This is a genomic window from Acinetobacter dispersus, assembly GCF_009884975.1.
Taxonomy (GTDB): domain Bacteria; phylum Pseudomonadota; class Gammaproteobacteria; order Pseudomonadales; family Moraxellaceae; genus Acinetobacter; species Acinetobacter dispersus.
Map to the genome: position 1 here is coordinate 1,787,601 of NZ_CP041970.1, position 25,256 is coordinate 1,812,856.

Consider the following 25,256-nt stretch of genomic DNA (forward strand, 5'->3'; position numbering starts at 1 on the left):
GATTACGATTTAAAACGGCGTATTCCTACTAACCCTAATAACATTAAAATCGCCCCCACACCAAAGCTACCAACATTTACTGTTTTACTTTGGAAATCATTGGGTGGAGCTTGATCAATATTTGTCGGAATATCAATATAATAACTAGTCGCATCGTTAAAACGTGTGATCGTTGTCATAACCCTTAACTTAAACATGTCTTGTCCATGCCAATTGCTATAAGGAACGTATGTCACATTGCCATCTTGATCTAGAGTCAACTTACCTTTTGAAGGTATATGAAGATTCTGAACGATTTCTAAACAACCTGGTTGCCAAGGTTGCCCATCAGCACGCTTACCTAACTTTGCTTCGCATGAAACCGGATCAAGTAGTTCACCATCAGCCAAACTATCAACAATACTAAATTTTGCAATTTGATTATAAAGAAGATCCATACCATTGGTTGGGATATTGCTACGATCAATCAGTAATTCGACTGCGCCCAAATCACATAGCTCATCAAGTCCACTGCGTTTCTTACCACGTTGATCAGAACCTTCACAGGCCGCTAAACTATATGTTGTTCCATCACTATAAATTCTCCCTCTATTCACTATCGGAGAGTCAGCCGCACTTAAATAAGATGTTAATAATCGTGGTTTAAAAAAACCTAACATTTGTTCTTTTGGTGTGTAATATGGGCAAAGTAACCCTTTGGCAGGTGGGGCTGCACACAAGCCTTCATCGTTTGTACCACCAGCAATCAATTTTTGCTCTGGATCATTTTGATTCCAGATTACATTGGGTAAACATTTAGTCGTTTCAAAGCCTTTACATTCAGATGTTGTAAAATTACTTTGTACAATACTAGTATCATCGGATGTGCTACTAAAATCATTATTCCCATTCGAAACAATAATACTATTCGATATATAAGCACTTGGATACTCTTTTACTACATCTTTTTTCACACCATCTACATCTGTTTGTGTAGTCACCTTCCACTTTAACGACTGTAAATATAATCCTGCAGCATTTTTAATAATCGTATTATTATTGAGAGTCATACCCTCACGAATATTAGCAACATAACCACCTTTATTATGAAAAATAGTACTATTTTTTATGCTAGCGAAGCCCGTTAATAATGCTCCACCTATTGTGTCATTATTAAGTCCCTCTTGCACATATAGTAATGCACCTGCTGGGCCTGCAGCCCCCTCATTATCACGCATCACAGATTGTGTGATCACATACCTTGGCATTTCGCTATAAATGATCGCACCCTGATCAGCCTTATTTCCTTGTAAGATACTGTTATTAATCGCAACATATCCAGCAGTATTTTTAACATCAGCAGAAGTACCAACGTTATAAATTGCGCCACCTTTATTGGCTAAACCACCCGCTAACCTAGAATATTGGATTGATAATGCTTCACGATTAAGAATTAAACCCCCATCATTTACTTTAGTAGATGAACCTTGCAGATCTAATTCTATAAAGTTAACGACCATTAAAGCTTTTTCTACATCACCATCATCAATAACAAAAAGACGATCCTTTCCAACCATCTTAATTGTCGCATTATTAAGCCCTTTAGTACTGTTAAAGTCAGTACTTACTTCTGACTGAATAGTTGTTGTAGCTTTAATATTTAATGCTGAGTTCAGCTGATAAGTCTGATTACGCTTTAAAATAATCACAGAAGAAGAATCTTTACTACCACATCCGTGATAACCATTCTCAAACTCTTTTTTACTTCTTTGATTCAAAAACTCTACAGCATTTCGTAACGAGCAACCGGTATAATTCTCTTCATCGAGTAACGTCGTGACTTGAATATCCGCAGAATATGCGTGTCCAGTAATCGCAAATAAAGCGCAGGCAAGCGTCCGTTTGAGCATACCGATCTCCTTCTTTTTTCATTTTTCTTCGTATTACAAACTAGGTGTTTGCAACCACATTCCTTTGTGCGTACTTTGTCATAGCTCTCGAAATTACTCAAGAAATTTTATGCTATTGGCGATATTCATCAATCAAGGCATAAATTTGCTTAAGTGTTGTATTTGAAAGCTTAGTTTTTTCGCCTTTTAGCATTTTCTCAAGTTGAGCCAATGTTTGTAATAATACTGATGCCTGATGCGGTCCATTACTGAGTAGATAATCTACAATTTGTTGATCAAAATGAATCCCTCGACGCGTCATCACCGATTGCAATAAAGCTTGTCGATCGATATACGAGCTACCATTGGGTACTTTGACACTAACGGCTTGGGTTAACCTAGATTGTAAATCTGGCAATTCAAGCTTAAGTTCGATTGGCGCAACACGAGATGAAAAGACCAACTGTCCTTCATGATTATTCATTAAATGAAAAACGGCCTTCTGCCAATGCGGAACCCCACTGATCGCGTCAATATCATCTAGAGCAACTAAATCATAAAACTCTAACGATGTAATCGCTTCAATCGGCGCATCTAATAATTCTAATAACGAGACCTTAATTGCTGGTCGGCCTAGTTCTAGGTATGAATCACAAATTGCCGAAAGCAAATGGCTCTTCCCCGTACCAGCACCACCATATACATAAAATCGGCTGACTAAGCCTGCATGTAACTGTCTGACTGCATCAACCACAGGTCCCCAACCCGGACCCGAAAAATCACTGATTCGAGCATCGAGTTGTGGTTCTATATCCAGTTGTAGTTGACGCATATATTTAATGAGTTCCTCAATTACTTTAAGTCATTCGAGTTTGAAGTATCTGTATCTTGAGAGTTTTTAATTTGAATATCAAGCTCTACATGACTAGTTTCAACATTTATATGCTGAGTTTCACCTTCTGCTAAAACAACTTCAGCAGGTAATCCATATAAGGGACTTTTCTCATAATTATCACGGGCATGTTTTAATAGCACAACAATGACAGCAGCTACAGGCAATGCAATCAACATACCGAGGAAACCACCCAACTGCGCGCCTGCCAATACAGCGAAAACAACAGCTACAGGAGATAAGCCAATTTTATCCCCCAACAAGAATGGTTGAAGAATATAGCCTTCAACCATTTGCCCAATCATAAACACAACTCCAACCAGAAGAAGCTGCGTCCAGTCCAACCCAAACTGGAACAATGTTGCAATCACGGCAGCGATAATTCCGACACCAAAACCTAAATAAGGAATGATACTTGCCAAACCAGCAATCATACCGATGATTAAACCGACTTCTAGACCAATTAGTTGTAATCCAACCGCATAAACAATCCCCAATAAAAGCATTACAAGGAATTGGCCTTTTACAAAGGCACCCAACACACTGTGGCATTCACGAACGATTGTTAAAGTTGAAGCTTCATAAGGACGTGGAATTAAACGTCTAAAGCTTTGCAGCATTCTCTCCCAGTCTAGCAGGAAGTAGAATGAAATAATTGGAATCAGGATAACGACCCCACCAATTTGGATAAAGTTCAAGCCAGATTGGGCAACTTTTAATGCCATGGTTTGAATACTATCAGCACTATAATTAGTCTGAATATAATCCATCAATGCTTTGGTAATCTGCTCTGTATCAATTTCCATGGGTACAACATTAAAAGTATGTGATACCCACGGCAAGAAAGTTGCATTAATCCAATGGATACCCGCAGGAATACTATCCCGCGCATACATTAATTGCTTCCAGATCAACGGTACAAGGAACCACAAAACCATGGTCAAGGTCACACCAATACCAATAAATACGATACTGATGGCCAGCCAACGCGGCAATTTAATTTTTACAAGAACATCGACCAGTGGACTAAATAAATAGGCAATAAAAAAAGCACCTACAAAAGGAATCACAATGGGCTTCAATAGATAGAGCACCCAAAGAAATAATGCGAGCCCAGCGATGATAAAGATACGACGTAGTACCTGATCTTGCATAAAATCTAGCCTTTTCTTGTGTAATCGTTATAAAAGAAAAAAAATTTAATTAAAGATAGCATTTTCGAGCATAAATAACATAAGAGTTTCGTATATTCAGGTTATAATCTGCCGCCACTGCGGAGACTTCACTATGAGCAACTCAACTTCTACCCCAAATACTGGTTTAAGCTATAAAGATGCTGGCGTCGACATTGAAGCGGGCGACGCATTAGTCGATCGTATCAAATCTGTCGCTAAACGCACCACTCGTCCTGAAGTTATGGGCGGCCTTGGTGGTTTCGGTGCCCTATGCAAAATTCCAAAAGGTTATGAAGAACCTGTATTGGTTTCAGGAACAGATGGCGTAGGTACAAAATTACGTTTAGCGTTAAACCTCAATCGTCACGATACCATCGGTCAAGATCTTGTTGCAATGTGCGTAAACGACTTACTCGTTTGCGGTGCAGAACCTCTTTTCTTCCTTGACTACTATGCAACTGGTCATTTGAATGTTGATGTTGCAGCAGATGTAGTGACAGGTATTGGTAAAGGTTGTGAACTAGCTGGCTGTGCATTGGTTGGCGGTGAGACTGCTGAAATGCCTGGTATGTATGAAGGCGAAGATTACGATCTTGCTGGTTTTGCAGTGGGTGTGGTTGAGCACAGCAAAATTATTGATGGGACTAAAGTGAAGTCTGGTGATGTACTTCTTGGTGTTGCATCAAGCGGTGCTCACTCAAATGGTTACTCATTACTGCGTAAAATCCTAGATGTTAAGAATGTAGACTTAACTCAAATCGTTGATGGTCGCCCACTTGCAGATGTTGCAATGGAACCAACACGTATTTATGTAAAACCAGTATTAGAACTTTGCAAACAAGTTGATGTCCATGCCATGGCGCACATTACTGGTGGTGGTTTACCTGGTAACTTACCACGTGTACTTCCAATGGTGCTCAAGCTGTCATTGATGAATCTAGCTGGGAATGGTCTGAGTTATTCCAATTGCTACAACGTGAAGGCAATGTAGAACGTTTTGAAATGTATCGTACCTTTAACTGTGGCGTTGGCATGGTGATTGCGGTTGATGCAAGTGAAGCGGACAAAGCCATTGATCTCTTAAATGCCCAAGGCGAAAAAGCATGGAAAATTGGTTATATCCAAGAAAATGCTGAATCAGTTGAAGGCGCAGACGAAAAAATTCGCGTGATCTTTGCATAATGAGAATTGCTGTCCTTGTCTCTGGCAACGGTAGCAACTTACAGGCCCTGATAGATGCAAATCTGTCAGGGCAAATCATTGGTGTACTCTCGAATAAAGCAGATGCTTATGCATTGCAACGTGCTGAGGAAACCAATATTGCGACCGCTGTTATTTCACATAAAGATTATCCAAATCGAGAAAGTTTTGACGATGCTATGCATCAACAATTGTTAGCATGGCAAGTAGATTTAGTGATTCTTGCTGGTTTCATGCGTATTTTAACACCAAGCTTTGTTAGCAAATGGCAAGGTAAAATGTTAAACATTCATCCGTCTCTGCTGCCTTTCTATAAAGGTGTGAATACACATCAACGTGTATTAAATACAGGTGATCGTTTGCATGGTTGTACCGTCCATTTTATCACAGCCGAACTCGATGCTGGACAAAGTATTGCGCAATCGGCAATTCAAGTTGGTTTGCATGATTCTGTAACAAGCTTGGCGCAACGCGTGCATGAACTTGAGCATTTTATCTATCCTCAAGTTGCACAATGGTTCTGTACAGGTCAACTGACCTGGCAGAATGGTCAAGCCTATTTCAATCAGAAACCTTTAGAACGGCCAATTCAGTTTGCACAATTCTAAAAAATAAAACGCATCCTAGGATGCGTTTTTTATTGATTTAAACGACTAAACTTTTAATTTTCTCTACTGTTTCCATCGGATGCTCTAATGGGAACATATGTCCACCATCCATTACGGAAAAAGGAATACCCAATTTCTTTTTCGCCACTTGCGGAAACTTTTCCTTTAAGAAAATACTGTCACGACCTACGACTAGATGCACTGGTACTGGTGGTTTTGGCATCGGTAACCACCACATGGATGGTGTAGTCCTAAACATTGCCACCTCATCATCTTTAGGTATAGTAAGGGTTACACCACCATTTTGCGGATCGTTAGTCAAAGCATGATCAATATAGGCTTGGAAACAATCTTTATCAAAGTACTGATAAAAACCTCTCGAACCTAGCAGTTCCGCAGCTTGTTCGCGCGAATCCCAGTGATCACGACGACGTACCGACAAACCAGCTGGGGTGATTTTATCCACCAGTTTCGGCTTAAAGATTTTAGCAAGATGAAAAACAAAGGATGCTTTACCAATAATAAGTGGTGGATCAAGCATGATGACTTGTGAAAATAACTCCGGACGACGATAAGCAGCCATCAGTGTCAAAACTGAACCCAAAGAGTGCCCCAAGCCAATTACTTTACGCCCTTGTGCTTGCTGCACAATGCTATCAATAATCTGATCGACCAAGTGCGTCCAGCCATGGGTAATTGGATAGCGTTTGTCATTTCCAATTTCTGCCACATAAATAATGTCGTATTGATCTTTTAATTGATCAAACAGCTTTTGATAAACTTTAGATGGAACACCATTGGCATGGGCAAAATGAATCAAAGGTTTCATAAGCTTGTCTTTTATTTTCACTGATTGGTCAATTATCCTACTCTACATATGTATTGCAAATTAAAAGGATAACTGTCCAGTTATTTTTAGAATAAAAAAAGGGTTGTGATGAACACAACCCTTTTTGAAATATTATTGTATTTTTGCGTTCTGTTGAGTTTCTAGCTGTGCCGCAAGCGAACTACTAATACCTGCACCAAGCTGTGCCCCCATGCGTCCCAAGATTGACTCTAATGGATTACGTTGTACCGTATAGTCCACTTTTTGCTCGATTTTTAGATCACGCATCAATGTCGTCAAACTACCACTACGATCAGCAACACCTAAAGCAACAGCCTGTTCACCTGTCCAGAACAATCCTGAGAAAATAGCTGAGTCATTTGACTTCAAACGTTTACCGCGCCCTTCTTTCACTGCATTAATAAAATGAATATGCACATTATCAAGCACTGACTGCACATGTTGTTTCTGTGCTGGATCAAGTGGTTTAGTCATACTTAAAATGTCTTTATTGCTACCCGCAGTAAGTGTGCGGTCTTCAATCCCCAGCTTTTGTGCTAATCCACTTAAGCCATAATTCGGCATGATCACACCGATTGAACCGACCAAGCTTGATGGATTCACAATGATTTCATCTGCTGCTGAAGCAATATAATACGCACCTGATGCACCCATATCACCAATTACGGCATAAACTTTTTTATCTGGATGTTGTTTTTTCAGATAACGGATTTCTTGCCAAATTTCATCAGACTGTACTGGTGAGCCGCCAGGTGAATTGATATTTAACGCAACCGCTTTACTGCCGCTGGCTTCAAATGCACGTTTTAAAGCTTTGTTGGTATCTTCACTATTCACTGTAGACTGACCTGCAGATGAATCGATGGTTCCCACAATATCAACAACAGCTAAGTGATTACTACTAATATTGGTTGTTGCTTTATCAGATGACGAGGTACAGCTCTTGGTCATTGCCAATAATACAATCAGCAAATACGCAAAGCCCAAGCATTTAAAAAAAATGCTCCAACGACGACTACGGCGTTGTTCTTCAACAGAAGCTAAAACAGCTTTTTCTAAAATTTGCCATTCTTTGCCTGTCACATTATTACTATTTGTAGATTCATTTTGTGGTTTTGGTGGCCAATCGGACATAAGATTCCAATCCAATATATTTTAAAGTGGCTTTATTATATACGTGGATTTACACAAAACTGTTTAAATAACTTGTCTTAACTTATAATTATTTTTTGCTTTATACTTCCCTTTGTAATTTTTCTAACTTTTAATACATGACTCAGCCCAAAACAACCAGTTCAAATTATCGTCTTATCAAGCTTATTAGTCGTCAACCAATTCAATTGGGACGGTTCTTTGCACGCCTGGTTGCCACCTTAGTCAATACATTTCCGCTGTCCAAGCTTTCAAAAATTATCAGATTGAATATACAAATTGCTTTTCCTGAAATGGAACAACAACAAAGACAACAACTTACCAAACAAGCTATTCAGAACGAACTGACCTCTTATTTCGAGTTTTTGAGTATTTGGGGTTCAACAAATGAAAAAAATATCAAAAGTATTCATCGCATTCAGGGTGAACATTATTTCTATGAGGCTGTCGCAGAAAAGAAAGGTTTAGTATTAGTCATCCCTCATTTTGGTACATGGGAAGTCATGAACTCATGGTTATCAAAATACACTCAAATGACAATCCTCTATAAACCAGTTAAAAATCCCGATGCTGACCAGTTTGTCCGTGATGCACGTAGTCGCGAACAAGCCCATCTAGTTCCTACAGATGAAAGTGGGGTACGACAGATATTTAAGGCCTTGAAACAAGGCGGAACAACGGCCATTTTACCAGACCACACCCCTGACCATGGCGGTGACATGATCAACTATTTTGGTATTCCGCTTGCCTCTAGCAGTCTCAGTGCCAAACTGATTCAAAAAACCAAGGCGAAGGCCCTCCTCATCTATACAAAAAGAAATGATCAAGATGGTTTCGATATGTACATCGAACCAATCAATCCTCAGATTTATGAAGGTACAGCAGAAGATGGGACTTTAATTATTCATCAGACACTCGAACAGTTGATTCGACGTTATCCAGAACATTATCACTGGAGCTATAAACGTTTTCGGGCTAACCCTGATTTAAAGAAAATCTACGATATTGATGAAAAAGAAGCCCTGTTAAAAGTGGCAGAAGTTCGTCAGCAAGCACAACAAAGAGAAACTACTTAGGCTATTCTCGTCGCAGCCATTTCCGCTGCTGGCGCTGTTGTTTCAACTCTACTGTGTAGTGGTCAAATACAAAACTCAGACTGCCTGTCTGTGCTGTATTCAGCAAAGGAATATTCAAGGCATGAAGACGACTTTGCAACTCTCGACTCGGATGGCCATAACGATTATCAAACCCTGCTGAGGCAATCGCCAGTTTGGGTCTTAAAACTGCCAAAAAATCATATGCAGAACTATTCTTGCTTCCATGATGACCAAGTACTAGTACATCCACTTTCAAGTCAGGATACTGCTGTAATAGCTTATATTCGGTTTCCCAACCCGCATCACCCATAATTAGAAAGTTTTGATAAGGTTGAGCATTGAGGAATTGCAGATATAGCACGCAGGACTGTTCATTTTTCTGATGTTTTGCAAGTGCTAAACCATCCAGATCGGGTGATAGAATTTGTATTTTTAGATTTGAATAAGACCAATTTTGACCTTGCCGACACAATGAAAAATTATCTTTGAACGGCATCTCGCCCCGTTCATTAGATTGAACCTGATTAATATCAAACGCGTTTTGAATAGAGGGAAATGCACCACTATGATCTTGATCTAAATGGGACAAAATGACGTGATCCAATGTGCGGATGCCCTGCTGCCTTAAAAAGGGAATCACCACCCGTTCACCTAGACTAAATTTGGTTTCATCATAAGAACCGCCAGTATCAATCATCAAAGTCTGCTGCGGATGCTGTAAAAAGATCGATTGCCCTTGCCCTACATCAAGGATATTCAAGATAGTAGGTTGAGCTTTTACTCCTAACATGATTGGCAACAAACAAATCCCAGCCCACATCTTTGGGATTGTTCCCCTAGATATAAATAAAATGATCAAACCAACAATTAAGCTCAACATCATCAAAGGTGTGTAACTCACACCATATAAGCTGGGTGAAAAATGTTGAAGTATATTTAGCAGCCACATTAAACCGGATAACAGCACATCATTACACTGAAACAAAAACTGCCCGAATGCAGGAATCAGCAGCCAAATACAAGCTGCAATGATATCCAAGGGAACAATCAAGCCGCTGAGTAATGGGATTGCAATGAGATTACTTAGTGGCGCAGCCCAAGAAATTTGCTGGAAAAATATCAGCAGCAATGGCAGTAGTGCAATAAAGATCTTCCACTGTGATTCAATGAAAATATTGACGGTCAAAACCAGTTTTTGTGCCGGTGTCAGAATCAATTCTTGCGGTACTTGTTGAATAGTTTGATAGATTCGCAGCAAAATAAAACACGCCCCATAAGACAGCCAAAATGCAGCCGATAAAATGCTAAATGGATCATAGATAAGTAACAAACTGGCACTATAAACCAACAGCGATAAGGGTTGAATCGACTGACGAAATAATAGAAAAAGGCTTGCAATGATGACAGTTAAAAATGTTCTTATTGCTGGAATTTCAAAACCGACAAAGATCACATAAAGTAATACGCTAAGTACAAAGGGCGATAACAGCAAGATCTGTCGCGGTTGCCATAAATATAATTTTGGACAGTAACGCTGTACGATATTCTTCAGTAGCCATGTCAACAGCAACGCAAAAATCAGCACATGAGGTCCTGAAATCGCCAATAGATGTGAAATCCCCAACTGTTGAAATTGTTGCTTTAAACGAGTTGATAAAAGACTTTCATCCCCTGTCAACAATGCGAGAAGTAAACCTTTATGTTGAAGCCCCGAAGCCTGAAACATGTTTCGAAATGACAGTCGCATGGCCTCAATTTTTAATAACAACATTGCTTGAAGGCTTTGTTGCTGCTTAAGATGCTGCTGATAACCTAGGCGATAAATTTCATCGCGACTCAATGGCTGAATATGTCTTACCGAAAATGCCGACATCACTTTTTGTTGTAAAAACCATTTCTCCTTATCAAAAGCACCTGCAACGGCATAACTATGTGCAGGTTTGATAACGCCTTCAATTCGATAATAATGACCCAACTCTAAAATTTGTTCTTGAATCGCTTGTTGTTTTTCCTTACTCAGATAAAGAAACCAATCCACTGGTTGCTCATGTCGATTGAGTACCTCAGCGATTTGTTTTTGTCCTTCATCGCTTAACTCATCTAATTTTTTAATATAAACAACTGCTTCAAATGGCTGCGCCTTTACTTCTCTAAACTTCAGCCGTTGTTCTAAGGCTGTATCGGCATAATGAAAGCCAGTACAAAATAATGCCCAACCAACACTGATTAAAATCAGCGCTTTATAAATAGGATTATTAGAATATAGTCGTCTGTCATAAAACCCATAAGCAAGGACTGAAATTGCGAGAACCAACCACATCCACCATGTGGTAGCCACAAAAGGAAGGTCCAGCCCCATAAAGGCAATTCCTGTAATCCAGCCCAATAAAATAATTTTTAGCATTTTACTAAATTAATTTTTTAATTATTCTAAAGACAAAATTAAAGCCCGTTTTCAGGGCTTTAACAAGGGCTTATTCAAAATATTTATTATTGATCAAGCCATAAACCATCTTGCATATGCAAAACAGAGTCAGCCGACTGTGCCAACTGCTCATCATGGGTCACAATCAACATGGCCATATTCAGCTCTTTTTTCAAATCTGTCAGTAATTCGAAAATGCTGAGCGCTGTTTTACGATCTAGATTACCCGTCGGTTCATCTGCTAAAACAACCGCAGGCCGAGTCACCAACGCACGTGCCAATGCCACACGCTGACGCTCACCACCAGACAATTCACCTGGTTTGTGATCCATACGATGAGATAAGCCGACACGATCCAGTAGGTATTCCACCTGCTTTTTCACATCTTTAAAATTGCTTTCACCACGTATCATTAATGGCATTGCCACATTTTCAAGGGCTGAAAACTCAGGCAGCAAATGATGGAACTGGTAAACAAAACCTAAATATTGGTTACGTTTATAGCCACGTTCAGCTTCACCTAAATTATCAAAACGCTGTCCTTGTAAAAACACTTGCCCTTGTGAAGGTTGCTCTAAGCCACCTAACGCATGCAGTAGTGTACTTTTACCCGAACCACTTGAACCGACAATCGAGACAAACTCACCTGCTTTCACTTGAAGTGATAAACCTTTAATCACTTCAACTTTGCTTCTACCATCATCAAAATGCTTGTAGATATCTTTTGCTTCTAAGACAATCTTACTCATAACGTAACGCCTCAGCAGGTTGAACTTTCGCTGCACGCAATGCAGGGTAAACTGTTGCTAAGAAACTTAATAACAAAGATACCGTTACAATCACAACCACATCTTGCCATCTGAGATATGAAGGCAGGTAATGAACAAAGTAAGCATCAAACAGATTCAAACCTAAGACGGTATTAAACCAAGAAATAATATCGCTGATTGTAAGCGCCAACGTAACACCTAAAATCGTACCTGCAATGGTCCCAATCACCCCAATTACAGTTCCTTGTACCATGAAAATTTTGGTAATCATCGAAGGTGACGCGCCTAAGGTTCGGAGGATTGCAATATCAGACTTTTTATCAGTCACGACCATGACTAATGAGGAAACGATATTAAATGCGGCTACGACAATAATCAGCACCAGTAATAAACCAACTAAGGTTTTTTCCATTTGAATCGCATTGAACAAATTACCATGGGTATAAGTCCAGTTCGATGCATAGAAATTACTTGGCAGCTGGCTGACAATATCATTGGCCACTTTTGGCGCAGCAAAAATATCATCCAGTTTCAAACGTACGCCTTGCGCACCATCAGGTAAGCGTAACAAAGTAGAAGCATCATTCAAGGCGATATAACCCACCATTGAATCCACTTCTGCACCTACACTGAAAATACCAACGATTTTAAAACGTTTAAAGCGAGGCACCACACCTGCTGGTGACGGTGTTGCTTCAGGTAACACTAAAGTCACATTATCATTTAAACCTAGACCCAGTGCATCGGTCATGTCCTTACCTAGAACAATACCAAACTCACCTTTCTTCAAGGCATTTAAATCACCTGAGACCATGTGATTTTGAATGATTGAAACCTTTTTCTCATATTCTGGTTCAATCCCTGTGACCATGATTCCTGCCACTTGACCTTGCGCAGTTAACATTCCCTGCAATTGGGTAAACGGTGCAACCCCAGTGACATGCGGATGATGCTCAACTTTTTTTACAAGCTCAGGCCAATCTGTTAGAATTTGAGTAGAAGAAACAGTGGCTTGTGGAACCATTCCTAGAACACGAGTTTTTAATTCGCGATCAAAACCATTCATGACAGATAACACTGTAATGAGGACAGCAACGCCAAGGGTTAAACCAATCATGGAAACCAAGGCGATAAAAGAAATAAAATGATTACTCCGCCTAGCACGAGTGTATCTCAACCCTATATACAGCGAAATTGGCTTAAACATACCATCTAGTCCGAGGTGATTTATTATGGAAAATTCACAACATCATCTTGTTGACGACAACACTGAACGTCGAGTGATGTCTCGTATTGATGCCGTGTTGAGAATCAACTATCAAATCATTCCAGATGATGTTGCGCTGAATGATCCTTATGACTCTCATTTCGTATTACCGCGCTATTTTCTACTACTTGCAGAATTAGATCAATTTGATCACGCGTTTCGCTACGAATTAGAACAATTAAATGAAAAAGATCAACAAATTGCTCGCATCTTATCCCTTTTTAACCAGAAATTGAATCTGATTACAGGGTCTTTTTACGACAATATCGTGCAATCCTTGTTGCCAGTACCTGAACAGGTGAATTTTTCAGAGAACGGATTAAGCTTCTTCAGTACACAAGATATTAATGAAGGTACTTATATTCATATCACCTTGAGTCACCCTGAAAACTTCTTCCATATTGCGGCGACTGCCCAAGTGGCACATAGTAGTGCAGATGAACAAGGTAAGTTCCGTATCGGCGCCTATTTCATTACTTTGAACCCGCAAGATCGTGCAAAATTGGCTGCCAGCGTTCAACAAAGCCAGCAAGCAAGCTAAGATCACTTAACGCTTATACTTTTAATCGACGATATGCACGTAGATCTCTAAAGAAATAGAGAAATAAACCAAAGAGAATAATGCTTGCCCCAACAAATACCTGAACTGACAATTGCTCGTGGTTCAGGTATGCCCCAATCAAGATTGCCAACATTGGCGTCATCACTGTCGTCAGGGACAAGGTCGTGGCTTGAAGATTTTGAACTAGTTTAAAGTAACAGAACATCGCAATCAGAGATGCCATAACAATCGTATAGGTCAGTGCCAATAGTGATTTAGCAGATGGGATATGCGTGGGTGCATATTGCCAAATCCAAGGTAACAACATACTTGCCAATATAGTTGAAACTAGAATTGAACCTGTCGCTTGTGCCATCACAGGTAAATCAGCATTAATTTTTTTCACCAGAAAAATTGATAGAGAGTATGAAAAAACGCTGATCAGCATTAAAACAATACCCAGCGGTTGCACATGTTTTTGACTGCCACTGAGACAGATCATCGCTAACCCAATAATGGATGTCGCCATACCTAACCACTGTAAACCCGCCAGTTTTTGCTGGAAGCCAAATCGACCAATCAGGCCGGCCATAATCGGAGCCAAACCAAACATCAACGCAATCAGTCCCGAACTGAGATAAGCAGTTGCCGCATAAGTAAAGATTTGCGAACCGATCAGACTTAATGAACCTGCGGCATAACTTAATAAGGCAATTTTATGTGTTGGAAATTTTACTTTTAATAGCAATAAAACGGTTGTAGCCAAAGGTAAGGCAATAAAAAAACGAATCAACAATGCCCACATGGGATGTAAATCAGAAACACTCCACACAATGGCTAAAGGCGTAGTTGCCCAAATGAATACCAATAATCCATAAGTGAACATTAAGTTAATACGTGATGGCATATTCAACTCAAGAAGCTGTTTTACGTTTCTGTTTTAAAATGGTCTGATCCAGTGAACTTGAAAACTCGCGCTTGTCTCTTTCTGAGATCGGAGGCGGCCCACCGGTTTGCACACCTGCACCACGTAAAGTATCCATAAAATCTCGCAAATGTAGACGCGCTTTTACATTTGCAGTGGTATAGATCTCACCACGCGGATGAATCGCGATCCCACCCTTTTCAATCACTTGTGCTGCAAGTGGTATATCCTGTGTAATGACAATGTCATTTTCTTGCATCCGATCTACAATTTCTTGGTCGGCCTTATCGGCACCACTCATCACTTGAATGGATTTAATCCGCAGTGACGGCGTAATGCCAACATTTTGATTGGCAACAAAAATAACTTCAAGTTGATAACGATCAGAAGCACGTAGAATAACTTCACGTAAAATTTTAGGCAAAGCATCAGCATCTACCCACAATTTGAATGGCAGCACGTTGGCAAGAGCTCATGAAAGTAAAAAATATAGTGTAACAGATTACTGGAAAAGTAGAGTGAAGATCATCTGACTATTCACATCGACAGTTCTTGTAAGACATACTTAATCAGCATATTGATATTTCGAGCTAAAAAGTAAATTAATTGTAGAGAATTACAGATTCAGACTTGAAATATGACAGTTACCCTCGATTTAATAGAGTAAGTTCAATCTTTTTAGCATTACGCTTTATGAAAAATCAAAACAGTCCAGAAATCATTAAAATTCAAGATCAAAATTTCGGTAATCATGTCGAGCATTGGAACTTACTGACAGATACTCCCGAAACGGATGTTCCCAAATGGTTAGGATTGGCTCTTGATGCACCAGTAATGCCGATGGGTCTCTGTCAGGATGAACATGAAATGGATCAATCATTCTGGCTGATTCAAGGTCCGAGTGGCGAAGCTGTTTCGATTAATCAAATTATTGCGGTTGAAGATCAAAAACCCCGTGCATTAAAAACAGCATTTCCCAGTTTTGATAGCCCATATAAATATGATGCGCAAATCGAGCGAATTATTACCTGTGATTCTTCAACTCAGGCAGTATTACGTTTGAACTTAAATAAAAACACCATTATTTATGCATTTGATAATTTATTCAGTGTAAATAGCTGTCAATATGACAAAAATCAAACCTATCAAGTTCAATTTAATGCTTGGGCATATGAATTAGAAACGGTTTCGGCTGATGAGAAAATCATTGTTGATGATCCAGCTTCAATTAAACATCACCGCGCATTAAATGCAATTTTGACTGAACATAATGGAATTGCCCCAGACAATTTACAAGAATTGATTAATGACTGGCAACCAAAAACACCAGAAGATCAAGAACCTGTCACTGTCGACTTTTCTAAAATGGTGGCCTATTTATTTGGTGAAACATTAGGTCAAGAAGATGAAGCTTGGTTCCAAGGTAATATCGTAGGTAAAACTTCTATGCAGTTTATGCAGGAAGAATATACCCTTTATGATGTGACGCTGGTATTAGAAGATGATTTACCCGCAATCCTGATTCGTATTGCAACGAAGAATGAATTGTATAAAAACTTTAACATTGGCCAATATATTCGCGGTAACCTATGGATTCAGGCGAATATTTATGCTAAAACTGCACATAAGTGACAAAAAATCACATAAATGGCATTTTAGGCGTTCTAATGAAAATTATACCAGAACAAACGACCACCAGTCTGATTCACTCGAGTGATCAAGGTCTTAAACTTGATGTTGGTGCTTTTTGCTTTTTTTTACTTGGTATGTTTTTAGCAGCACTCATGTTTCATCAAATTGGCTTTTTTTAAATTTTTGACCACTACCCTATTCAAAAATAAAAGCCCTCAATGTTGAGGGCTTTTATTTTAGCTACGTATTATGGCTTAACCATGACGTTTTGCAAACTCACCCATAAAGTCTACAAGCGCTTGCACACCTGCTAATGGGACTGCATTGTAAATACTTGCACGCATACCACCAACTGAGCGGTGGCCTGCTAAGTTTAACAAATGATTTTGCTCTGCTTCTTTTAAGAAGGTCTTTTCCAGTGCTTCATCAACTAAAGTGAATGGTACGTTCATCATTGAACGGTTTGGAATGGCAATTGGATTGTTATAGAAATCACTTGAATCAATATAACCATAAAGCAGTTTTGCTTTCTCTTGATTCACTTTATAGATCGCATCTACCCCACCCTGCTCAAGCAACCACTCAAATACTAAACCAGATAAATACCACGCATAAGTCGCAGGAGTATTCACCATTGAACCATTCTTGGCTTGATCGGCATATTTTAAGATACTTGGAATCTCAGGTTTTGCTTGATCTAACAGGTCATCACGAATAATGACAATAGTTAAACCTGCTGGGCCAATATTCTTTTGCGCGCCCGCATAGATCAGACCAAACTTACTGACATCTAAAGGTGCAGACAAGATACTAGATGAATAATCACACACCAATGGTGCGTTTACATCTGGAATTCCCGCGAATTGTAGACCACCAATGGTTTCATTATCTGCATAATGTACATAGGCAGCGTCAGCCGAAAGATTCCAGCTGCTTTGTTCAGTAATGGCATGTTTACCATCAATTAAAGTTCCCGCTTCAACGATATTAATATCACCATAGCGTTTTGCTTCTTTGAGTGCTTTCTCAGACCAAATACCTGTATGGATATAATCTGCCTTATTATTTTTACCTAACAGATTCAAAGGTATCGCTGAGAATTGCAAGGATGCACCACCTTGTAAAAACAAGACCTTATAGTTCTCTGGAATATTCATGAGCTTACGTAAATCAGCTTCAGCTTTCTCTGCCACAGCAACATAGTCATTGCTACGATGACTCATTTCCATGATCGACAGACCCTTACCTTGCCAATCCAACAATTCTTGTTGAGCTTTTTCTAAAACAGCCGTAGGTAATGCAGCAGGACCAGCGCAGAAATTATAAGCACGCATGAGTTTTCCCTTGTTAAAGTGGAACAAATTGGAATGGGAATTTAACCATAGATTGGCGAAGCTTGCAGCAGCTTATCCAGTAAATATTTCAATTTGATTGAGAAAATAGTATTAATTTTTCTATCATGTCTTTGTCATTACATTTATTTTTAGTTGAATAACCAGCTCATATTTACTCGTTCAAAAAACCATAATTTCACCCGTTTTAATTAGATTAAAAACTCTACTTTTTACAAATTCACTACACCAAACCAAGCGATATAACTATTTAATTAAAAACATAATATTTTAATTTTATAAAAAGAATTTAGACTACCTCAGGATATTATTAAATTGCGACCTACCCCTATGTTGAAACGACATGATCGACCGAGTTTTAAGGTCCAACGGTTTCCCAGAAAGTTAAGCTTGAGTATAAGCCTGATCAGCTGTGCCCTATTTTCAACAGTATTATCTGCACAAACATTAAGTTATAGCGAAGCTGAACAATATGTTGTGGAAAATGCTTACGGGACGCAAGCACAGCAGGCCCTACAGCAAGCTTCACAACTTGAAATGGAAGCCGTCAAGCATTTAGGTTTACCGCGTATCGACTTAAATGCACGTGCTTACTCATTTCATAGCGAAACTAGCGTACCTTTAGAATCGAGTAAACGTCGGCTTGAAAACTCCCTCACGCGGGGCTTTGATGATAAATTGTCGCAATGGGGTAATGTGCTTCCACCAGAAGTGATTGATCAAGTCAGCCAAGGTTTTGATCAAACTGTCCAAGATGGCTTAAATCAGGTACCCAATAATCTGGATGTCACGGTGAAAGACCATGATGTGCGCACTTCAATTTCAATGGTGATGCCACTCTATACTGGCGGGAAAATTAGTAGTGCCAAACAGATTGCGACGATTCAAGCACAACGCTCAAATATCAGCGAAAAACAACAACAAGATTCACAACGCTTCGAGATGATTCAATCCTATTTTAATGTGCAATTACAACAACAGTTACTCAACGCTAGCCTGTTTAATTTGAATGCGATGCAAGAACACTATAACAATGCACTTAAATTAGAGAAGCAAGGCTTTATTAATAAAGGGCAACGCATGCAGTTTGAAGTGGCGCGGAATAATGCAGAACGCACCTATCAAAATGCGCAGTCGAATCTGCAAGCGAGCCAGTTTAGCCTAAAAAATCTATTACAGACTAAAGAAGGCCTAAACCTCACCACCCCACTATTTGTAAATAATGCACAAAATCATTCTTTGGATAAACTACTTGCAAATTATGATCAAAACTCCAGTTTGATTAAAAAGCTGCAAATGGATACCCAACTTGCCAATGAAAATGTCAAAGTTCAACAATCTGCGAAGAAACCAAGTGTTTTTGCCTTTGGTGAATATGGGTTAGACAATAAAGAGAATTGGATTGTCGGCGTGATGGCGAAATACAATTTATTCTCGGGTATTGATAACAACAAAAATATCCGTGCTGCCGAACTGAAAAAATATGCAGCAGAATTGATGACCGAACGTACCAAGCAAGAAGTCGAAAACGTGCTGTACAAATCATATAGCGAATTAAACGCGTCTCAGACTAGCCATCAACTATTAACGCAGAACACCAAAGCTGCTCAAGAAAACTTACGTATCCAACAGCTTTCATTTAAAGAAGGTATGGGCACGGCGACTCAAGTGATTGATGCACAAAATGCATTCAGTGCATTAAGAAGTGAGATGGCGATAAATTCATATAAATACATCTTATCTTTAGCCACCTTATTACAAAGCTATGGTTCGATTGATGAGTTCAAGCTTTATGTTAATCAACCACGTACAGACTATATCCGTTAATTGGAGAAATTTATGAGCCAAGATCAATCATCATCCAATTCAGAACGTGATACAGATCAAGTGGACAACAAAACTGAAACTCAAGTATCTGAATCACCTCAAGCACAAGTGAGCGCGACTGAGAATGTCGCACAGCCACAAGCTGAGACATCAAACTCAAATCAACAACAGCCTCCGACAGAACCACCAAAAAAAGGCAAGGCAAAAATCATCGGCCTGATTATTTTAATTTTGCTTTTAGGTCTGATTGCCTTTGGTTTATGGAAAGCCTATCAACCACAAGCCATTGAATTACAAGGTCGGGTTGAATCTGAAACTGTACATATCAGCACCAAAGTACCGAGCCGTATTGAGGAGTTCTATGTGTCTGAAGGTCAGGCCGTTAAAAAAGGTCAGGCCTTAGTTCGTTTTGTCAGCCCTGAATTAGAGGCTAAAAAAGAACAGGCACAAGCCGCATTACAAAGTGCGACCGCTTTTCATTCAACCGTGTATCGTGGCGCACAACAAGAAAATATCGATACGCTCTATGCCAACTGGCAAGCGATGAAAACCCAAGCTGAATTAGCAGCAACAACCTACAAGCGTGGTGAAACCTTATTTCAACAAGGCGTGATTTCTCGCCAACGTCGAGATGAAATGCTTGCAGCACAAACCTCTGCACGTGAAACAGCCGAGGCATCGTACCAACAATATGCGCGTGCCAAACGTGGCAGTACAGAACAGCAAAAATCAACGGCTGATGCACAGGTTGCTATGGCACAAGCAGCGGTGAAAGAAGCCAATGCCTTGACTGAGGAAACTAAACTGTATTCACCAACAGATGGTACTGTGTCTAAAACCTATGGCAAACCGACTGAACTGGTTGCGACAGCTGTGCCTGTGGTCAGTATTATCGAAGATCATGATTTGTGGGTCAGCTTAAATGTCCGCGAAGACATGTATAGCTCTGTTTATAAAATGAAAACGATTGAAGGCTTTATTCCTGCACTCAATCGTAAAGAAACGTTCAAAGTCAAAAATATTGATGCTGAAGGTGACTTTGCAACCATCAAAACTACACGCCAAACAGGCGGTTATGATATTCGCAGTTTCAAATTTCACCTTGTACCAGAACAAAGTATTCCAGATTTAAAAGTCGGTATGAGTGTGTTATTTAAAATTGAAGAGGCAAAATAAGCGATGTTTGCAGTGATGCTGCGGGAATTGCGCTATTTAAAACGCCATAAAGTTGATCTCTTTATGGCGGTCATTGCCCCTTTGCTAGTGATTCTGTTATTTGGCAGTATGTTTTCCGCTGGTAAAGCGGAACATTTACCTATTGTGGTGATTGATCAAGATCAAAGTGAAATGAGCCGTAAAGTGATTCATGCACTCAGCATCAATCACACCTTGAAAGTAAAAACCATTACTGCCAGCCAAGATGAAGCTGAACGACTCATCAATAAAACCGAAGCTTGGGGATTCGTGATGATCCCTGAGGGGGCTGAGCAACGCCTGGTCAAAGCGCAAGATGCTCAGATCAGCATTGCCTATAACCAATCCTTTTTTAGTATTGGTAATACCATTTCCTCTGCTATGTTGATCAGCACCTTGAATGGTATGGCGGATTATATGGGGCAAAGCTATTTAGCTAATACTATTCCCTATTTAGATATGCCCACACCGCATATCAAGATCTCAACTCTATATAACCCAAGCATGAGTTATGAACTGTTTCTGGAACCTTTTATGGTGCCAGCAGTCTTACATTTATTACTGTGCTGTTGCGTGGCTTTTGCTATCGGGCAGGAATTTAAACGCAAGACTGTCGGTGAATGGGTAAACTCAAAACAAATTATCTCTAGCCTACTTGGTAAAGTCCTGCTCTATGTCTTTATTTTTTGCGCTTGGACTTGGTGCTGGATGTTCTGGCTCGCACATATTCGTGGTTACTTTATCGCGGGTTCACTTACACTGATCCTTGTTGCACAGTTTTTGCTGTATTTTGCTTATGCCGTGATTAGCAGTACTGTGGTTTTGGCAACACAGAATTTACCTAAAACCTTTGGTTTTATCGCACTCTACGGTGGATCATCACCAAGCTTTTCTGGAATTACATTACCACTCAATAATGCACCCGCATTTACTCAATTTTGGTCGATGATTATTCCTTACACGCCTTACGCTAAATTGCAGACCGAGCAATGGATTATTGGCAGTGATATTTATGTTTCATTGGTTCCATTTGGTATATTACTGATCTTTGCAGGGTTATTCTTTGCGTTGAGCGTGCGTCTGTTAAAGAAAAATACTCAGGAGCTTTGTTCATGAAGTCATTTTTCAGTTATTACTTACAGACCTTTAAAAATATTTTTGCCAATAGCTCGGTGTTTACCACGCTCATTGCCGCAATCTTGCTCTATAGTTTTTTCTATCCAACTGCCTATAAAGCACAAACCGCTGAAGATATTCCGATTGTAATTGTGGATGAAGAACAGAGCATTTTGACCTCAAAAATCATTAGCCAAGCGTCTAATAGTCCGCATATCAAAATCATCACTGTGACAGATAACTTTCTTGAAGCACAGCGCATGGTGAAAAACCAGCAAGCTGAAGGTATTTTGTTATTACCAGAAAACCTGACCAATAGTTTAAAACGCGGTGAAATGGGCGGCATTGGCCTGTACTTGAGCACGGCTTATTTCATTCGAACCAAAGAAGTAGGTGTAGGTTTAGCAGGTTCTATTGAATATACGCTAAAAGAGCACTTAGAAAAGTTCGGCAATGCCTCTGCTTTTGAGCCTGAACTTTCGATCCACCAAATTCCATTGTTTAACACAATGTCTGGTTATGGCAGTTATATCTTCCCTGCTGTGGCCAGTTTAATTATTCACCAGACTATTCTGCTCGGTCTGGCGATGCTGATTGCCAGTTACCGTGAACAAGACTGGGTAGCAAAACCTGTAGAATTCTGGGCCACTTTTGCAGCCATCTTTACTACAGGTTGTTTAGGTTGCCTGTACTTATTTGGCTTTACCTTCTGGTTATATGAATATCCACATGGGGGCAATTTTTGGGGCATGCTGCTTGCTGTACCAATCTATGTCAGCTGTGTGATTGGTTTGGGTATGTTGGTCGGTTCACTGGTTGATATGCCAGAACGGGTTGGTCATTTAATTGTGGTGACCTCTGTCCCATTGTTCTTATTAACTGGTACCGCATGGCCACATGAAGCCATGCCGCATTGGATGCAATGGTTTGCATGGACACTGCCTTCAACCCATGGGGTACAACTCTTTGTACAACTTAATCAGATGGGTGTTCCCACCGCAATTGTGGTGCCAAAACTAATTTATCTTACGACAGTCGCTGCAATATTATTGGCAATTTCTTATTATCGTCTGGTTAAAAAATAGTATTTTTCGCTTTAAGTTGATATTAAGGATCTCTTGGCATATTGCTTCAATCGTAGACATTAAAAGGTAAGGCCAAATTGGGCTTACCTTTTAATCCATCTGAATTGAGGCATGGATATGGCCAAAGTATGCTATTGCGCTGATGACTTCGCAATGAATCCTGAGATTTCAGATGCGATTCTATTGCTCATCAAAACAGGTGCTTTACATGCAACTTCTTGCATGACACAAGCGGAGCATTGGCCTATTGCAGCACAACAGCTCAAGCCAATCTCCAATAATATTGATGTCGGCTTACACCTAAATTTCACCCATAGATTTAGCTCAGCAAGCACAATATTCTCATTGCCAATATTAATGCTTAAAGCATGGAGCCGACAGCTAGACAACAGACTTATTCAACAAAGTATTGAACAACAGTGGAATGCATTTGTTGAGGCCATGGGGAAACAACCTGACTTTATCGATGGACATCAACATATTCACCAATTTCCCATCATTCGGGATGTTTTGGTTACTTTCCTTAAACAACAAAATTTTCAAGGTTGGATTAGAAACCTACAACACTCAATCACAGCTCCGCACTATTTGATTAAAACTCGCTTACTGTCACGACTAGGGGCAGCTACGCTAGCCTCAATATGCCAGCAACAGAACATTCGGCAAAATCGATATTTTGCAGGGGTCTATAATTTTGAATCCAACAACTATGCCCTTTTAAATCAACAGTGGTTGCAGCAGGCTCAGGATAACTTACTGATCATGTGCCACCCTGCTACGCAAGTAATTGATCAACATGACCCCATTTCAGTTGCACGCGTTCAAGAATTCCATTATTTGAATTCAGCCCAATTTCATTCTGACTGTCAGCGCTATCACATCTCACTGAGCCCAATGGATACATTATTATGATAAACAGTCCATTTCTATCTTGCGTAGTCCCTGCCTACAATGAAGCAGAAAACCTTAAAAAGTTTATTCCAGCTTTAGCACAACAACTTGAACAACAAAATTTACGCTACGAGATCATTATTATTGATGACGGTAGTCAGGACGATAGCGTAGTCATTTTACAGCATATGCTTGAGGACTACCCGTTAAGAATAGTCACCCTCTCTCGTAATTTTGGTAAAGAAGCAGCCTTAAGTGCAGGTCTGGACTACGTTACAGGCGACGCGACCTTATTGATCGATGCCGATTTTCAGCATCCTTTAAATGCCATTCCAACCATGATTCAACTCTGGAAAGATGGCTATGACATGGTGTATGGCATTCGGGATCGAAGCACAGAATCATGGCTCAAAAAAGTCTTTACTCAAGGCTATTATCACGTTTTGAATTTAAGTTCTTCGGTCAACATCCCTGAAAATGCGGGTGATTTTCGCCTATTGGATGCAAAAGTCGTTGAAGCTGTAAGAAAACTTCCTGAAAAGAACCGTTATATGAAAGGGTTGTATGCATGGGTTGGTTTCAAGAGTATTGGGATCCACTTTACGGAGCAACAGCGTCAACATGGGCGATCAAGTTTTAATTTTAAAGCCTTGCTTCAACTGGCAATGTCAGGATTGACTGGCTTTTCCGATTTACCACTACGCTTATGTATTTATCTCGGTGCATTACTTGCACTATTTGCAATGAGTTACGGCGTCTGGATCATTATTGAAACGATGATTGAAGGTATCCGTGTACCTGGTTGGGCCACGTTGGCTGCTGGAATGACACTTTTAGGTGGTATCCAACTACTCTGTATTGGGATTTTAGGTGAATATATTGGGCGTATTTATGCGGAAGTTAAAAACCGTCCCAAATATATTGTTTCTGCCGAGTATTCACATAGCCATGCTAAACCTTTCGTACATGATAAGCAAAATAATGTAGTTTCTCTCTAATGCAAACTCATGTCCTACAATTTTTTCGTTTTGGTATTGTTGGTTTGATTGCAGCACTTTCACACTATTTTCTTGTGATATTGCTGATTCGGCCTCAATACCAAGTGTCACTAAAATATGCAAATCTGTTCGCCTTTCTCACGGCTTTCTGGATCAGCTACTTTGGTCATCGTATTTTTACTTTTCAAGCCATACACCTTAAGCATAGGGAAACACTGAAGAAGTTTATCGTCGTGGCTGGACTGGGATTCATGTTGAATGAATCTGTTTTATTAATCAGCCACCATTACCTTGATACCCCTATTTCCATACTGATTATTTTTAGTATTGGCATTACTTCAATTTTTACTTTTTTGCTCAACCGTTATTTTGCATTTCAATAATAAGGATT

23 protein-coding genes and 1 pseudogene are annotated in these 25,256 nt (G+C 39.7%); 13 read left to right on the forward strand and 11 right to left on the reverse strand.

Annotated elements, in window-relative coordinates; translation table 11 throughout:
* Positions 1-2 precede the first annotated feature (2 nt).
* The 3 genes from rbtA to cxpE form a co-directional block, all read right to left on the reverse strand.
* The gene (rbtA, locus tag FPL17_RS08270) at positions 3-1,889 is read right to left on the reverse strand and encodes a rhombotarget A (RefSeq protein WP_159884423.1); all 1,887 of its coding nucleotides are present in this window, start codon (positions 1,887-1,889) and stop codon (positions 3-5) included.
* Positions 1,890-2,001: 112 nt separating this feature from the next.
* Entirely contained in the window at positions 2,002-2,700 is a 699-nt protein-coding gene (hda, locus tag FPL17_RS08275) for a DnaA regulatory inactivator Hda (RefSeq protein ID WP_005151777.1), read from the reverse strand.
* Positions 2,701-2,720: 20 nt separating this feature from the next.
* Positions 2,721-3,914, reverse strand: coding sequence for a chloramphenicol efflux transporter CxpE (cxpE, locus tag FPL17_RS08280; RefSeq protein ID WP_151714763.1), 1,194 nt, complete (start codon positions 3,912-3,914; stop codon positions 2,721-2,723).
* A gap of 133 nt (positions 3,915-4,047) precedes the next feature.
* On the opposite strand from cxpE, the pseudogene purM reads away from it, so the two are divergent.
* A pseudogene (purM, locus tag FPL17_RS08285) lies at positions 4,048-5,117 on the forward strand (phosphoribosylformylglycinamidine cyclo-ligase).
* Complete coding sequence (gene purN / locus FPL17_RS08290) at positions 5,114-5,743, forward strand: phosphoribosylglycinamide formyltransferase (protein ID WP_171519540.1); 630 nt, start codon at positions 5,114-5,116, stop codon at positions 5,741-5,743. The pseudogene purM and the gene purN overlap by 4 nt, the downstream one beginning before the upstream one ends.
* A gap of 37 nt (positions 5,744-5,780) precedes the next feature.
* On the opposite strand, the gene FPL17_RS08295 is transcribed toward purN, so the two are convergent.
* Together FPL17_RS08295 and sppA are read right to left on the reverse strand one after the other, a co-directional pair.
* The gene (locus tag FPL17_RS08295; RefSeq protein ID WP_159884427.1) at positions 5,781-6,572 is read right to left on the reverse strand and encodes an alpha/beta fold hydrolase; all 792 of its coding nucleotides are present in this window, start codon (positions 6,570-6,572) and stop codon (positions 5,781-5,783) included.
* 132 nt (positions 6,573-6,704) lie between these two features.
* The gene (gene sppA, locus FPL17_RS08300) at positions 6,705-7,727 is read right to left on the reverse strand and encodes a signal peptide peptidase SppA (protein WP_159884429.1); all 1,023 of its coding nucleotides are present in this window, start codon (positions 7,725-7,727) and stop codon (positions 6,705-6,707) included.
* A gap of 137 nt (positions 7,728-7,864) precedes the next feature.
* Between sppA and FPL17_RS08305 the strand changes: the two genes are divergently transcribed.
* Positions 7,865-8,821, forward strand: coding sequence for a lysophospholipid acyltransferase family protein (locus tag FPL17_RS08305; RefSeq protein WP_159884431.1), 957 nt, complete (start codon positions 7,865-7,867; stop codon positions 8,819-8,821).
* Between the two features lies 1 nt (position 8,822).
* On the opposite strand, the gene FPL17_RS08310 is transcribed toward FPL17_RS08305, so the two are convergent.
* From FPL17_RS08310 to FPL17_RS08320, 3 genes are all read right to left on the reverse strand, one after another.
* Positions 8,823-11,246 carry a DNA internalization-related competence protein ComEC/Rec2 gene (locus FPL17_RS08310; protein WP_159884433.1) on the reverse strand — a complete coding sequence of 808 codons (2,424 nt, stop codon included), beginning with the start codon at positions 11,244-11,246 and terminating at the stop codon, positions 8,823-8,825.
* Positions 11,247-11,332: 86 nt separating this feature from the next.
* On the reverse strand, positions 11,333-12,016 hold the full coding sequence (gene lolD / locus FPL17_RS08315; RefSeq protein ID WP_159884435.1) for a lipoprotein-releasing ABC transporter ATP-binding protein LolD: 684 nt from the start codon (positions 12,014-12,016) through the stop codon (positions 11,333-11,335).
* The gene (locus FPL17_RS08320; RefSeq protein WP_005211449.1) at positions 12,009-13,244 is read right to left on the reverse strand and encodes a lipoprotein-releasing ABC transporter permease subunit; all 1,236 of its coding nucleotides are present in this window, start codon (positions 13,242-13,244) and stop codon (positions 12,009-12,011) included. The genes lolD and FPL17_RS08320 overlap by 8 nt, the downstream gene beginning before the upstream one ends.
* Positions 13,245-13,269: 25 nt before the next feature.
* On the opposite strand from FPL17_RS08320, the gene FPL17_RS08325 reads away from it, so the two are divergent.
* Positions 13,270-13,845 carry a PilZ domain-containing protein gene (locus FPL17_RS08325; RefSeq protein ID WP_005190032.1) on the forward strand — a complete coding sequence of 192 codons (576 nt, stop codon included), beginning with the start codon at positions 13,270-13,272 and terminating at the stop codon, positions 13,843-13,845.
* Between the two features lie 13 nt (positions 13,846-13,858).
* On the opposite strand, the gene FPL17_RS08330 is transcribed toward FPL17_RS08325, so the two are convergent.
* Positions 13,859-14,752 (reverse strand): DMT family transporter, encoded by an 894-nt coding sequence (locus FPL17_RS08330; protein WP_159884437.1) that lies wholly within the window; start codon positions 14,750-14,752, stop codon positions 13,859-13,861.
* Between the two features lie 7 nt (positions 14,753-14,759).
* Positions 14,760-15,230: a YaiI/YqxD family protein gene (locus FPL17_RS08335; RefSeq protein ID WP_005151751.1), complete on the reverse strand. Its 471-nt coding sequence runs from the start codon at positions 15,228-15,230 to the stop codon at positions 14,760-14,762.
* Positions 15,231-15,463: 233 nt separating this feature from the next.
* On the opposite strand from FPL17_RS08335, the gene FPL17_RS08340 reads away from it, so the two are divergent.
* On the forward strand, positions 15,464-16,402 hold the full coding sequence (locus tag FPL17_RS08340) for a hypothetical protein (protein WP_005211446.1): 939 nt from the start codon (positions 15,464-15,466) through the stop codon (positions 16,400-16,402).
* A 35-nt stretch (positions 16,403-16,437) separates the two neighbouring features.
* Entirely contained in the window at positions 16,438-16,581 is a 144-nt protein-coding gene (locus FPL17_RS18760; protein WP_005151747.1) for a hypothetical protein, read from the forward strand.
* A 75-nt stretch (positions 16,582-16,656) separates the two neighbouring features.
* Here the strand turns inward: FPL17_RS18760 and serC are convergent, their stop codons facing one another.
* On the reverse strand, positions 16,657-17,736 hold the full coding sequence (serC, locus tag FPL17_RS08345) for a 3-phosphoserine/phosphohydroxythreonine transaminase (protein ID WP_159884439.1): 1,080 nt from the start codon (positions 17,734-17,736) through the stop codon (positions 16,657-16,659).
* Between the two features lie 348 nt (positions 17,737-18,084).
* Here serC and FPL17_RS08350 point away from each other — a divergent pair, with 348 nt between their 5' ends.
* The 7 genes from FPL17_RS08350 to FPL17_RS08380 all read left to right on the forward strand — a co-directional run bounded on the left by FPL17_RS08350 (position 18,085) and on the right by FPL17_RS08380 (position 25,248).
* Positions 18,085-19,581 (forward strand): TolC family protein, encoded by a 1,497-nt coding sequence (locus FPL17_RS08350; protein WP_159884441.1) that lies wholly within the window; start codon positions 18,085-18,087, stop codon positions 19,579-19,581.
* 12 nt (positions 19,582-19,593) lie between these two features.
* Entirely contained in the window at positions 19,594-20,757 is a 1,164-nt protein-coding gene (locus tag FPL17_RS08355; RefSeq protein WP_159884443.1) for an HlyD family secretion protein, read from the forward strand.
* A 3-nt stretch (positions 20,758-20,760) separates the two neighbouring features.
* Positions 20,761-21,891 (forward strand): ABC transporter permease, encoded by a 1,131-nt coding sequence (locus tag FPL17_RS08360; RefSeq protein WP_159884445.1) that lies wholly within the window; start codon positions 20,761-20,763, stop codon positions 21,889-21,891.
* Positions 21,888-22,976, forward strand: a complete 1,089-nt coding sequence (locus tag FPL17_RS08365) for an ABC transporter permease (RefSeq protein WP_159884447.1) — start codon at positions 21,888-21,890, stop codon at positions 22,974-22,976. The genes FPL17_RS08360 and FPL17_RS08365 overlap by 4 nt, the downstream gene beginning before the upstream one ends.
* 117 nt (positions 22,977-23,093) lie before the next feature.
* Entirely contained in the window at positions 23,094-23,888 is a 795-nt protein-coding gene (locus FPL17_RS08370; RefSeq protein WP_159884449.1) for a ChbG/HpnK family deacetylase, read from the forward strand.
* Positions 23,885-24,865, forward strand: coding sequence for a glycosyltransferase family 2 protein (locus FPL17_RS08375; protein ID WP_159884451.1), 981 nt, complete (start codon positions 23,885-23,887; stop codon positions 24,863-24,865). The genes FPL17_RS08370 and FPL17_RS08375 overlap by 4 nt, the downstream gene beginning before the upstream one ends.
* Positions 24,865-25,248, forward strand: coding sequence for a GtrA family protein (locus tag FPL17_RS08380; protein WP_159884453.1), 384 nt, complete (start codon positions 24,865-24,867; stop codon positions 25,246-25,248). Before FPL17_RS08375 ends, FPL17_RS08380 begins: the two co-directional genes overlap by 1 nt.
* The last annotated feature ends 8 nt before the right edge of the window (positions 25,249-25,256 follow it).